Genomic DNA, 11,309 nt, shown 5'->3' with positions numbered 1-11,309 from the left:
TCGTCCGACGGGCCGGACCCGGCAGGAGGTCGCACCCCGGCGCACAGCTGCGCGTCGTCCGACGGGCCGGACCCGGTAGGAGGTCGCACCCCGGCGGACAGCTGCGCCCCCGACGCACCAGCATCGAGAGGCGGTCGCGCCCGCGGCGATCCCACGACGAGCCAGCCGACGACGGCCACGGCGCTGAAGACGCCGCGCCATCCGATGATGGCCCACGAGGACGCCGCGACCGACCGGGTGAACAGGCCCGCCAGGCTCCAGCCCACCGCTGCGGTGAGGACGAGGACCGTGCCCCGGCGGGTGTCTCGATGCACCTCGAGCGGTGCCGACCCTCGACCGGCCGAGCTCGACGCGGGGGCGGGGTCCGGCATACGAGGAGTGTGTCCCTGGGTTACGGCGACGGGACGTCCCCCGGAGCGGACTGCTGACACCGGCTGTCAGTGGCTGGTCCGACACTACCCAGGTGACCGTCACGAGAGCCCAGCCCATCCCGTCACCTGCCGCCGCGACCGACGCGGGTCAGACCGGACGAGCGAAGCGCGTCCTCGACCTGCTCGAGGAGCTGTCCGGGCACGGGGTCACCCGGGCCGCCGACCTCGCCGAGCGTCTCGGCGTGTCCACGCGCACGGTCTACCGCGACATCGCCCTGCTGCGCCACCAGGGCGTGCCGATCGCCGGTGACCCGGGCGTGGGATACGTCCTGGGTCGTCATCGCCGGGTCCCCGCGATGACACTCAGCACCGACGAGGCGGATGCCCTCGCGCTCGGGTTGCGCGTCGTCTTCCGGTGGGGCGACCAGGCCCTCGCCGACGCCGCCGCACACCTCTACGACCGGCTGCCCCGTTCCCTTCTTCCCGACGCGGAGCGCTCGCTGCGACGCAGTACCCTCGTGGCGCCCCCGAGCAGCCATCTGGTTCCCGCACCCGCGTGCCTCCCCGAGCTGCGGTGGGCCGTCCGGCACCGACTCCGGGTGTGGCTGAGGTATACCGCCGAGTCCGGCCGCACGACGGCCCGCACGGTGCGTCCCCTGTCCATCGCGTTCTTCGCGCCGATCTGGATCGTCACGACGTGGTGCGAGCTGCGCGAGGACTTCCGCAGCCTGCGCGTGGATCGCATCGAGGCTCTGGAGCTCGGGCGGCCCTTCCCCTACGAGCCGGGGCGCGAGCTCGCCGACTACCTTCCCCCGTCCAGGGCGTCACCGCCGTCGGCGACCGGACGGGCATCGACGGTCTGAGGGTGGGGTGGGCATTCCGGCAGGGAAGGTCCTGGTCGAACCGGTGATTCCCCGCTCCGGCAGGCCCAGTCACCAGTGTCCGAGTCCGCATCGGCGGCGGAGATCGAGGGCGAGGACCCGGTCGAGGTCGACGAACGTCGCGAACTTCGCGCCTGAAGGGATCCCGTGGTCGAGCTCCAGCCGGTGGAGCATCCGGAGGACCGTCGCGGTGTCCAGGTCCCGTGCCAGGGCATCGCGCATGTCCTCGATGCCCTGCGGCGGTGCGGTGGGCTGGTCCTTCCAGTAGGCGACTTTGAACCGCCACCTGTCCAGGGTCTCCTCCGCCCGGCGCAGGCGGGCCGCGGACAGGACGGCCGGGACGGCATACGAGGTGCGCAGGAGAGCCAGTCTCAGGGTGAGCGGGTCGCGCTCGTCGAGCTGCCGCGTCAGAGCGTCGTCGAGGCCGGGCGGGCTGACGGACGCGACACGGAGGACGAGCCGGTTCGTGATGTCGTTCGAGGTGTCCGCGGGGACGAGGACAACCCGGGGCCGCCCACTGGATGACGTAGAAGCCGCCTCCCCGAGCCCGCTCGGCCGGTGCGGCTCGCCCAGCTGGAGACCATCCAGCAGCCGACCGAGCGGACGGGTGAGGGCGCACCGACCGGGCCCGACGTCGACGGCGATCCGGTCGCCCGACGTGACCTCCACGATGCGGCGGAGCACATCGCCCACGAGGAGGAGACGCACGGCATCGAGCGGTCGTCCGTCGAGGCCGCTGAGGTCGACGCGGATCGGGCCCGATGACGTATGCCGACCCGGGGGTCCTGCATGGGTCGGCCCACGGTCGGGCGCGGGTGTCGCGTATGGCGAGGTATGCCAGTCCGGCGCTCCCGCACCGGTCGGCCCACGGTCGAAGGCCGGTGTCGTAGATGGCGACGTATGCCACCCCGGCGCTCCCGCACAGGTCGGCCCACGGTCGGAGGCCGGTGTCGTAGACGGCGAGGTATGCCACCCCGGGGGTCCCGCACAGGTCGGCCCACGGTCGGTGGCTGGTGTCGCAGATGACATGGCGTCGGTCCCTCGTGACTGGCACGCCCGGTCAGGCCAGGACCGACCCGCCGAGGTGCGCGGCGAGCTCGGGAAGGGCATGGAGGATCGTCGTCTCCCCCGTCCCGAACGCTCGGCAGCCCACCCAGATCCGGACCCGTTCGGTGCCCGGATCCTGATGCCGGGTCCTCGGCCTCGGCGGCCGCACCGGCGCCGCATACCCCGGAACCCCCGCGCGCCTCAGCTCGAGCAGGATGAGGTCCGCGGCGTACTCGCTCCGGACGTCCACGATGGCGGCCCAGGACTCGTCGTCCAGACCGTTGCCCCAGCCCGTGGCGGGCAGCCAGAAGGGCCTGCCCCGGTGACTGAAGTCGATGACCATATGCTGCGCCGCGCCTGCCATGACGTCCTGCTCCTCGACCTGGCAGGGACCGTCGGCACGGTGCGTTTCGGCGTCGGGCGCCCCGGTGGGTCCCACCACCGGTGAGCTGCTGCTCCAGTACTCCGACGGTAGCACCGTCGGCTGAGCGCAGGACGGCATACCCCTCCGATCGAACGGAGTCATCCAGACCCCGACCCAGCGCGGAGACCTGCTGGGGCACAGCGGATCCCGGATATCATCCGTCAACGATCGGCCGACGAGAAGGAGGTGGCCGATGGGTGAATGGCTCGTCGACCGACCGCTGCGCGTAGGTGGGCGAATGCTGCGCAGCCGGGTCTACCTTCCGGCGCACCAGCCCGGCCTGGCCGAGGGTGGGCGCGTGAGCGACCCGTACGTCGCATACCACCGGAAGCGGGCTCGGGCCGGCCTGGCCATGCAGGTCACGGGGGCGACACCGATCCTCCCGTCGGCCGAGTGGAGCGACATCTGTCTCTGGAACGTCGACGAGTCCTGCGTCCCGGGCTACCAGCGCTTGGCGGAGGCGGTGCACGCCGAGGGTGGGACCATGCTGGCCCAGCTGGCGCACCCGGGCCCGACCGAGTACAGCGGACCGCACGTCGTCGGCGCCTCCCTCGACTTCTCCGAAGTGGCCCGCCAGATGGCTGTGCCCGCCACCACCAGCCAGCTCGCTCACATCGTGGAGCTCTACGCCGCAGCGGCGGACCGGTGCCGCCGGGGCGACCTGGACGGGGTGGAGATCTCCATGGCCCACGGGCTCCTGCTCGCCTCCTTCCTCTCGCCGCTGACCAACCACCGCGAGGACGAGTACGGCGGCTCGGTGGAGAACCGCCTGCGGTTGCCCCTCCAGGTCCTCACCGCCGCGCGTGCAGCGCTCGGACCCGACCGTCTGCTCGGGGTGCGCCTCGGCATCGACGACCTCGTCCCCGGCGGGCTCACGCCGGAGTCGTCGATCGAGATCGCCCGCGCCCTGGAGCCCCACTGCGACTACCTGAGCGTCATGGTCGGCAACAACAACCGCCTCGAGGCCCGGGTCCGGCACTGGCCGCCGACGCCTGCGCGCCACGGCCTGTTCCGGCACGCGGCGCACGTCATCACCGATGCCGTCGACATCCCCGTCGCCGCCGTCGGTCGAGTCCTGTCCATCGCCGAGGCCAACGACCTGCTCGCCGCGGGCGACGCCGACCTCGTCGGGATGGTCCGGGCGCACATCGCCGATCCCGATCTCCTGCCGAAGAGCCGAGACGGCGCCGAGCTCGACGTCAGGCCGTGTGTGGGGTCGAACGTCTGCGTCAACTCGCTGCTGAGCGGGACCCCGCTCACCTGCATGGTGAACCCCGACGCCGCATCGACCGGCGCGCCGCTTCCCGCCGGGGTCGGCGCAGGCAGGCGCGTGGTCGTCATCGGCGCGGGGCCGGCCGGGTTGGAGGCGGCGCGCCGACTCGGGGGCGCCGGGTTCTCCGTGGACGTCTTCGACACGGCAGACGAGGTCGGAGGACGTCTGAGGACGTGGAGCGCCGCACCGAGCCGCCGCGAGTTCCGGACCTGGATCGCGTGGGCGGAGCGGCAGCTCGACGAGCTGCGGGTCCGCGTGCATCTCGGGCGACCCGCGACGGCCGAAGCGGTGACGAGCCTCGCGCCCGAGCACGTTCTACTGGCGACCGGCGCATCGCCACTGCCGCTGCGCGTGATCGCCGACGACGGCACGATCCTCCACGTCGACGTGGACACCGCATTCACGTCCGCACAGTCCGGGCGGGTCGTCGTCGTCGACCGGATCGGCGGCCCCGACGCCCTCCTCCTCGGTGAGAAGCTCGCCGACGACGGATGCGACGTCACCCTCGTGACGAGCCGGCTGCATGCCGGGGAGGGCGAGGGGATCACGACGCTGTTCCCTCTCCTGCGGTCGCTCAACGAAGCCGGCGTCCGCGTCGTCGAGCGTCGCGAGGTCACCGCGATCGCGAACGGCGTGCTCCACCTCACGGGTGTGTTCGGTGAGCCGTCCCTCACCGTTCCGGCGGACCTTCTCGTGCCCGTTGTCGGGTGCGGACCGGTCACCGACCTCTTCGCCGCCCTCGCGCACGCCGGGCACGACGTGCGGCTCATCGGTGACGCGCTCCGGCCTCGCAGCGTCACCGACGCCATCGCCGACGCCACGTCCGTCGTCGATGTCCTAGCCGGCAGCCGCCCCTCCCCTGCCGAGGAGGTCCTCCTGTGACGGCGTCTCCCGCAACCTCGCCGTCGAGGGCGTGACGGTCGAAACACGCGGCCCGTCGCGAAGCAGCTGCACCGCGTCCGCCACGATGACGCCCGCCCCGGTCGGGCGGACCACCGAGCCCTGGAGGTGGGATGTCCGTGTATGCGGACGCCGGGTCGATCGCCCCGCGCAGCAGCCGGCCGAGACCCATGCCCGCGAGCCCTCGCGTACCGCCTTGACACCTCGAGGCAGTATTGAGAGAGTCCTATCGATAGATCTCTCTCAAAGGACGTCCGATGACCAACGAACTCGGCGACGTCGAGCTCGACGCTCGGGGCGTGCGGGCGCTCGCACACCCCGTAAGGCTGGCGATCCTCCTGCGGCTGCGGGCCGACGGCCCGTCCACGGCGACCCGCCTGTCGCCCATGGTGGGGGCGAGTCCGTCGGTGACGAGCTGGCACCTGCGGCATCTCGCCGAGCACGGTCTCGTCGAGGACGCGCCCGGCGACCACGGCGGAGGCCGGTCGCGGTGGTGGCGGGTGGTCGGGTCGGGGTTCCGCTTCGACGTCGACCCGCGGGACCCGGCCCCGGGCATCGCCCTGCTCGACCTCATGGAGCAGGCCGAGGGGGACCTCGTCACGCGATGGGCATCGCAGACGCGCCCTCACCTGGAGCCCGAATGGCTCGCCGTCGCGTCCCGATGGAACACCGGCGTCCTCGCCACTCCGGACGAGATCGCGCACCTCGAGACGGCGATGGAGGCGCTGCTCGCCCCGCTCGCCAACCGCTCTCCCGAGAGCGCTCCGGAAGGCTCCCGCCGGGTTCGGATCCTGCGCTACGTCATGCCGGCCGCCGCCCCTGACGATGACTGACCGGCATGCGGCGGAGCTCTCGGCGGTCGACCGGTCCATCTGGCGGGACGCGATGTTCGACCGGTACTGGCTCGGTCATGCCCTGTCCGCGTTCGGCGACCAGATCACCGCGCTCGGCCTCCCCCTCCTGGCCGTCGTCGTGCTCGACGCCTCACCGGGACAGGTCGGAGTGCTGACCGCGGCTGTCTGGGTGCCCAACCTCGCGTCCCTGCTCATCGGACCCTGGGTCGACGCGCACTGCCGCCAGCAGCGGCTGATGATCGCCGCCGACCTCTTCCGTTTCCTGGCGATCCTCAGCATTCCCGTCGCTGCCGGACTCGACCGCCTGGGCATGCCCGTGCTGTATGCGGCTGCCGTGGCCCTCGGGGCGGGCGGCGTGCTCTACAACAGCGCCTACCCGAGCTTCTTCGTCCGCCTCGTCCCCAAGGCCCAGTACGTCGCGGCCAACTCCCTCCTGTCGACGACGCTCTCCATCGCGGCCGTGGCCGGCCCGGCTGCGGCCGGCGTCCTCATCGCGACGCTCTCCGCCCCGAACGCGCTCGTGGTCGACGCGCTGACCTTCCTCCTCTCGGCGACGGCCATCGCGACGGTCCGCACGCGGTTCCGCCCGCCCGGGTCCACCGCGCAGACACCGGGGCCGTACCTCCGCCGGTTGCGCGGTGGCGCCTCCTATCTCGCGAGGCACGCCTACCTGCGCGCCAGCCTGCTCGCGTCGACGACGTTGAACCTCGCCGGGTTCGCCATCCAAGCGGTGCTCATCCTGTATGCGAGTCGCCACCTCCACCTGGGCAGCGCCGAGATCGGCCTCACGCTGAGCATCGGCGCCACCGGCGGGCTGCTGGGCGCGGTCACGGCAGCACCTGTCGCCGCCCGGATCGGGGCCGGCCGCACCATGGCGCTCGGCGTCACCACGGCCTCGATCCCCTTCGCGGGCCTCGCGATCGTCGGCTCGACCCCGGCCGTGGGCGTCGGGGCGGCCGGGGCCGGGGTGGCCGGCGTCGCGTCGATCGCGGCCGCCGAGTTCCTCGCGGCATGGGCCGTCATGCTCTTCGACATCACCAACAACGCGATGCGCGCCGTCGTCACCGCGGACGCCATGCGCGGTCGCGTCGCCGGTGCCTATGCGACGGTCAACTACGGCAGCCGTCCCATCGGCGCCCTGCTCGGCGGAGCGTGCGCCACGACCTTCGGCGTCCCCGCAACCCTCGTGATCGCCGGCCTCGTCGGGGGATTCGCCGGCCTGTGGATCGTCCGCTCACCCGTCATCCACGTGAGAGCCGTCACGAGCCTCTGATGGCCGTCGACGTCGCGGTCGGCGGCCAGGGGCCTCGCCCGGCGGTCGCCGCAACCGGTCGATCGCTTCTGGGGAAGGCGGTCCGTGCCCCGGACTCGGGTCAGCTTCCCCGGAGAGGAAGGGACTGCATACCATCACGTCGGGGGACGTTCGGGGAAGGTGACGATGCAAGCGATCCGTGACGCGGAGCCGGCTGACCTCCCGTTCCTGCATGACGTCGAGCGGGATGCCGACCGGCTCTTCGCGTCCGTGCTCGGCGACGTCGTCTGGGACGCCAGCTCCGGGAGCTGGCGTGCCGCGCAGCCGGGCTTCCTGCTGGTGACCGGCCGTCCGCCGGTCGGGTTCGCCCACGTGCTCGACCTCGACGGCCACCTCCACGTGGAGCAGCTGTGCGTGAGACGTCGGCACCAGCGCCTCGGCCTGGGAGGGGCCCTCCTCGAAGCAGCCTGCGAGGAGGCCGCAGCACGTGGCGTCGCGCGGATCACGCTCATGACGTATGCCGACATCCCGTGGAACGGGCCGTTCTACACGCGTCACGGCTTCGCGGAGCTGTCTGCCGAGCAGGCGCAGGAACTGCCGTTCATCACGAGGTTGCGGGCGGCGGAGGAGGCGCTGAACCTGTCGGACCACGGGCGCCGGATCATGATGGCTCGCGATCTCGCGCCGTCCTCTTCCAGCCGGTGAGGGGCGCCGGGCTGGTCGATCCACGCATCCTCAGTGCATCGCGATCGCCCTGCGGCGCACCGTCTCCGGTACGGCGTCGACGACGCCGTTGGTGATCAGGCGGTAACGGCTGGCGTCGCCGGTGCTCCACTCCACGACCTCGCCGCTGTCCGGTGAGAAGTATGCCGTCAGCGTGCCGACGGCACCGATGCTGGCGTCGGCGAAGGACACCTTCAGCGCGTGAACGCCTGAGGGTGTGTCGGTGCGGGTGACGGTGACCTCAGGCAGGTCCTCGAGGGCGCGCAGGCCCGCCGCGGTGACCTGCGGCGGGCAGTACCCCAGGGCGTTGAGCGCAAGGACGGACAGGAACAGCTCGCGATCGAGCATCACGTCGTGGTCGTGACCGCGGCTGGGTCGGCGCCCCCCGAGCAGGACGTTGCGCAGCGACCCCGGGGTGGTGGGGTACCCGCGGGCCTGCCTGGGCACGGGTGCGGAGACGTCCTGACCGTGACCGCTCGGCGGAGCGAACTTCAGCGTCGAGTGCCGTCGACCCCGGCTGTCGATCGTCCCGTACGGGCCGCTGTAGTCCAGGTCGTTCCTCGGCACGTCCCAGGACACGCTGGAGTCCCAGATCGTCCCGTCGAACGCGGTCCACGTCTCCCGAACGCCGACCTGTCTGATGTGGGGGCCTTCGTCATCCGAGGTTCCCTCTTCGCGAACGATCTGGTGGAAGAACTGACCCGGGCCCACCGCGGCCGTCGGCCGGGCAGCGTTCAGGTCGGCCAGGCGATCCAGAGCGGCCGCCGTCGGAGTGACCCGACGCGACACCACGCTCGGCCCGATCACCGCCACGGCTGCCCCCACGGCGGCGACGGCCCCGATCGTCAGCACCCGACGCCGTGACAGTCCCGCCCGGCCGCGGCCGGCTGGCCCGGAGCCGTGTGCGCCGGCGTCGGCGAGCAGCTCGGCCAGCATCCGGTCGCGGTGCTCGGAGCCCCACAACGACTCCAACGATTGCTGCGTCGGACGGTAGGTCGACAGGTCGTTCGTCATGACCGCTCCTCCACGATCGACAGGCGGGACGTCGCCGGCCCGCTGGTCTCGCCCAACGCGGCCCGCATCCGGGCCCGCGCCCGGCTCAAGCGGACCGTGAACGCACGCGTGGAGCACCCCGCCACTGCCGCCGCCTCTTCCGGGGACAACCCGTCCCAGGCCACCAGCAGCAGTGCCTCCCGCTCCGGGCGGGTGCACGCCTGCAGGGCGCGCAGATGCTCCTCCCGCTCGATGAGGGCCTCGTCGGCAGGCATCGCCGCCGGCATCCGCCACAGGTCCCGCACCGCGGCCAGCCACAGCTGGTCCGCGCGACGTCCGGACCGTCGCTGGTTCGAGACGAGGTGTCGCGCGGTCACGAGCAGCCAGGGCAGAGGGGCCTCGGGCAGCTCCTCGCGTCGGCGCCACGCGACGAGGAACGTCTCGGACACGATGTCGTCCGCGCCATCCGGGCCGACGTGCCGACGGGCGTACGCGTAGACGTTCGTGGCATACGCCCGGAAGAGCTCCTCGAGGTCCCTCACGTCCGGCAATGTCCGGCCGCGATCCGATGTCACACCGACCCGTCGGCATTCTCGGCGAGGGCCGAGGCGTCCACGCGGTAGAGAGCAGCGTGCTCGTGCAGCTCGGGCTTCCCGAGCTGCTCGGCGAGCTCGTCGGTGAGGGCCGCGAGCTCCCGCAGCCGGTCGACGACGACCTGCACCAGCTCGGCCGGCTCGGCGTCGCTGCCGTACGCCCCGAGCAGCAGGGCGAGCCGGGCCGCTCGCTCCTGCGGCGTGAACGCGTCGTCGGGCACGGTCGTCAGCGGCACGAGCCGGTATGCAAGGTACGCCAGGTCCCAGATCCGCGGGCCTGGCGAGGCGTAGTCCCAGTCGATCGCACCGACGACCCGACCATCGGCGAAGGCGAGGTTGTACGGCGCGAAGTCGTTGTGGCATACGGTCTCCACCGGCTCGTGGACGGGTGACCGCCACGGCCCCTCCCACGGTCCACCCAACGTGGCGTCGTGGACCCGACGCAGCAACCGCGCCGCCGACACCAACGCCGGCACGCCCCAGACCCACCCCGGAAGCGGGTAGCGCGGCACCTCGCCCTCGACGTACGACAGGATCTCCGTACCGTCCTCCGTGGCGATCGGTCGGGGGACGCCCTCGACACCGGCCTCGTGCAGGCGCCACAGGAGCCGATGCACCGCCGGAGTCCACGACCCCGCGCGACGGACGACGGTGTCGCCCCGCCGGAAGACCTCACCCATGTTGCCCCCAACGAGGGGTATGTCGTCAGGGTCCGCCACGCGGACAACCTAGTCCGAGGGCTCCGAGTTCAGGCGCCGCGCACCACGACAGGGGTCGAGGTCACGCCTCCCGCGCGAGCGACCACGACTCGGCCGGCTCCCCGAACCAGCACTCGAGCCGCGATCGTCGTTCCGCGGCTCGTGTACCGGTGAAGGATCACGACACCACCCTGCACGTCCATCCGTCGTCCATCCGGTCGGCATCCCGGGGGCGGCGCGAGGACGACGACCTGGACCGCCTCAACTCGGCAGCCGAGGACCTGGCCGACCTGGAAGCCGCCCGGACCGCTCGCGCCGGGATTGAAGCCGGCGAAGCTCCCATTCCGGGGGAGCAGGTCACGGCCGGCCTCGGCCTGGCATGACCTGAGGAGGAGGTCAGCGTGGGCGATAGACGTCGCTGCGGTGCTCGATGGCAAGGATTGTCACCGTGTCGGCGACGCGGTAGCTGATCCGGAAGTCTCCGCGCCGGGCCGACCGCCGCACTCAGGCAACCCCGACCAGAGCCCGGTGGGGGCCGGCTGGCGTTCGGTGGGCCGACCCCTGGCCCGACCGACAGGCAATGGGGCGACCCGCCGGCTCACCTGGTCCATCTCTGAGCACGATCTGGATCACGACCGGACCAACAGACCCGCCATTGCCTGTCGGTGGGGCCGCCCACGCTGTGCGCCCGTGGCCGGGTGAGCCCGAGAGTGCCCCGTGGCCGGGTGGGGCCCCTGAATGCCCATGGCCGGGTGAGCCCAGACTGCGACTGTGGCCAAGCACCCGGTAGGGCTCAGGGGCGTCCGCCGGAGGAGAGCAGGTCTCCCCAGTAGATGGACTCGATGCGGACCTGCGCACCCGTGTGCGGCGCGTCGATCATCAGGCCGCCGCCGATGTAGAGACCGACGTGGTGGCTCGACGGACCCGACGACCCGTAGAAGACGAGGTCGCCCGGCCGCATGTCGCTGAGGGCCACCCGCGAGGTCTCCGACCACTGCGCGCCCGTGTAGTGGCTGAGGTACACCCCGGCCTGACGCCACGCCATCATGGTCAGCCCGCTGCAGTCGAACTGGTTCGGCCCCGCCGCGCCCCACAAGTACCACTTGCCGATCTGCGCCCGGGCGTATGCGAGGACCGCGGCGGTCCCGCTCGCCGGCTTCGGGGCGGGCGGCCTCGACGAGTGCCCGGACGAGCCGCTGGAGTGGCCGCTCGAGGAGCTGCCCGACGAGCCGGACCGGGACGTGCTCGCCCGCTTGGCCCGCGCGAGGGCCTCGGCCCGCGCCTTGGCCGCGGCGGCCTG

14 protein-coding genes are annotated in these 11,309 nt (G+C 72.3%); 6 read left to right on the top strand and 8 right to left on the bottom strand.

What is annotated here, in order from left to right; all coding sequences use genetic code 11:
- The coding region (locus tag BN12_RS25105; RefSeq protein ID WP_048552157.1) for a hypothetical protein at positions 1-371 on the bottom strand (371 nt) is incomplete at its 3' end.
- Between the two features lie 92 nt (positions 372-463).
- On the opposite strand from BN12_RS25105, the gene BN12_RS10130 reads away from it, so the two are divergent.
- The gene (locus tag BN12_RS10130) at positions 464-1,234 is read left to right on the top strand and encodes a helix-turn-helix transcriptional regulator (RefSeq protein ID WP_048552155.1); all 771 of its coding nucleotides are present in this window, start codon (positions 464-466) and stop codon (positions 1,232-1,234) included.
- 69 nt (positions 1,235-1,303) lie between these two features.
- On the opposite strand, the gene BN12_RS10125 is transcribed toward BN12_RS10130, so the two are convergent.
- Together BN12_RS10125 and BN12_RS10120 are read right to left on the bottom strand one after the other, a co-directional pair.
- Positions 1,304-1,960 (bottom strand): hypothetical protein, encoded by a 657-nt coding sequence (locus BN12_RS10125; RefSeq protein ID WP_048552153.1) that lies wholly within the window; start codon positions 1,958-1,960, stop codon positions 1,304-1,306.
- A 352-nt stretch (positions 1,961-2,312) separates the two neighbouring features.
- Entirely contained in the window at positions 2,313-2,642 is a 330-nt protein-coding gene (locus BN12_RS10120; protein WP_048552151.1) for a hypothetical protein, read from the bottom strand.
- Between the two features lie 274 nt (positions 2,643-2,916).
- On the opposite strand from BN12_RS10120, the gene BN12_RS10115 reads away from it, so the two are divergent.
- From BN12_RS10115 to BN12_RS10100, 4 genes are all read left to right on the top strand, one after another.
- Positions 2,917-4,878, top strand: coding sequence for an oxidoreductase (locus tag BN12_RS10115; protein WP_083454550.1), 1,962 nt, complete (start codon positions 2,917-2,919; stop codon positions 4,876-4,878).
- Between the two features lie 275 nt (positions 4,879-5,153).
- Positions 5,154-5,729: an ArsR/SmtB family transcription factor gene (locus BN12_RS10110; protein WP_048552147.1), complete on the top strand. Its 576-nt coding sequence runs from the start codon at positions 5,154-5,156 to the stop codon at positions 5,727-5,729.
- The gene (locus tag BN12_RS10105; RefSeq protein WP_048552146.1) at positions 5,722-7,023 is read left to right on the top strand and encodes an MFS transporter; all 1,302 of its coding nucleotides are present in this window, start codon (positions 5,722-5,724) and stop codon (positions 7,021-7,023) included. Before BN12_RS10110 ends, BN12_RS10105 begins: the two co-directional genes overlap by 8 nt.
- A gap of 165 nt (positions 7,024-7,188) precedes the next feature.
- Positions 7,189-7,707 (top strand): GNAT family N-acetyltransferase, encoded by a 519-nt coding sequence (locus BN12_RS10100; RefSeq protein WP_083454980.1) that lies wholly within the window; start codon positions 7,189-7,191, stop codon positions 7,705-7,707.
- Positions 7,708-7,737: 30 nt separating this feature from the next.
- On the opposite strand, the gene BN12_RS10095 is transcribed toward BN12_RS10100, so the two are convergent.
- From BN12_RS10095 to BN12_RS10085, 3 genes are read right to left on the bottom strand one after another with little or no spacing between them, the layout of a single operon-like run.
- The gene (locus tag BN12_RS10095; protein WP_048552144.1) at positions 7,738-8,739 is read right to left on the bottom strand and encodes a hypothetical protein; all 1,002 of its coding nucleotides are present in this window, start codon (positions 8,737-8,739) and stop codon (positions 7,738-7,740) included.
- Complete coding sequence (locus BN12_RS10090) at positions 8,736-9,260, bottom strand: RNA polymerase sigma factor (RefSeq protein ID WP_235432367.1); 525 nt, start codon at positions 9,258-9,260, stop codon at positions 8,736-8,738. Before BN12_RS10090 ends, BN12_RS10095 begins: the two co-directional genes overlap by 4 nt.
- 29 nt (positions 9,261-9,289) lie before the next feature.
- Positions 9,290-10,030, bottom strand: coding sequence for a phosphotransferase (locus tag BN12_RS10085; RefSeq protein WP_235432366.1), 741 nt, complete (start codon positions 10,028-10,030; stop codon positions 9,290-9,292).
- Positions 10,031-10,179: 149 nt separating this feature from the next.
- On the opposite strand from BN12_RS10085, the gene BN12_RS10080 reads away from it, so the two are divergent.
- On the top strand, positions 10,180-10,392 hold the full coding sequence (locus BN12_RS10080; RefSeq protein ID WP_048552138.1) for a hypothetical protein: 213 nt from the start codon (positions 10,180-10,182) through the stop codon (positions 10,390-10,392).
- Between the two features lie 13 nt (positions 10,393-10,405).
- Here BN12_RS10080 and BN12_RS26580 read toward each other — a convergent pair whose 3' ends face one another.
- Positions 10,406-10,513, bottom strand: coding sequence for a type II toxin-antitoxin system RelE family toxin (locus BN12_RS26580; RefSeq protein WP_157635438.1), 108 nt, complete (start codon positions 10,511-10,513; stop codon positions 10,406-10,408).
- Positions 10,514-10,802: 289 nt separating this feature from the next.
- Positions 10,803-11,309 (bottom strand): C40 family peptidase (locus BN12_RS25100; protein ID WP_048556260.1); only part of this gene is annotated, 507 nt, incomplete at its 5' end.

The organism is Nostocoides japonicum T1-X7 (assembly GCF_001046855.1).
Classification (GTDB): domain Bacteria; phylum Actinomycetota; class Actinomycetes; order Actinomycetales; family Dermatophilaceae; genus Nostocoides; species Nostocoides japonicum.
Note: the sequence above shows the minus strand (reverse complement) of the source record. Positions and strands in the feature narration are given on the sequence as shown.

Excerpts from the sequence above, each read along its gene's own strand:
- BN12_RS10105 (WP_048552146.1), top strand. The coding sequence starts at position 5,722 with ATGACTGACCGGCATGCGGCGGAGCTCTCGGCGGTCGACCGGTCCATC.
- BN12_RS10110 (WP_048552147.1), top strand. The coding sequence starts at position 5,154 with ATGACCAACGAACTCGGCGACGTCGAGCTCGACGCTCGGGGCGTGCGG.
- BN12_RS10120 (WP_048552151.1), bottom strand. The coding sequence starts at position 2,642 with ATGGTCATCGACTTCAGTCACCGGGGCAGGCCCTTCTGGCTGCCCGCC.
- BN12_RS10115 (WP_083454550.1), top strand. The coding sequence starts at position 2,917 with ATGGGTGAATGGCTCGTCGACCGACCGCTGCGCGTAGGTGGGCGAATG.
- BN12_RS10100 (WP_083454980.1), top strand. The coding sequence starts at position 7,189 with ATGCAAGCGATCCGTGACGCGGAGCCGGCTGACCTCCCGTTCCTGCAT.
- BN12_RS10095 (WP_048552144.1), bottom strand. The coding sequence starts at position 8,739 with ATGACGAACGACCTGTCGACCTACCGTCCGACGCAGCAATCGTTGGAG.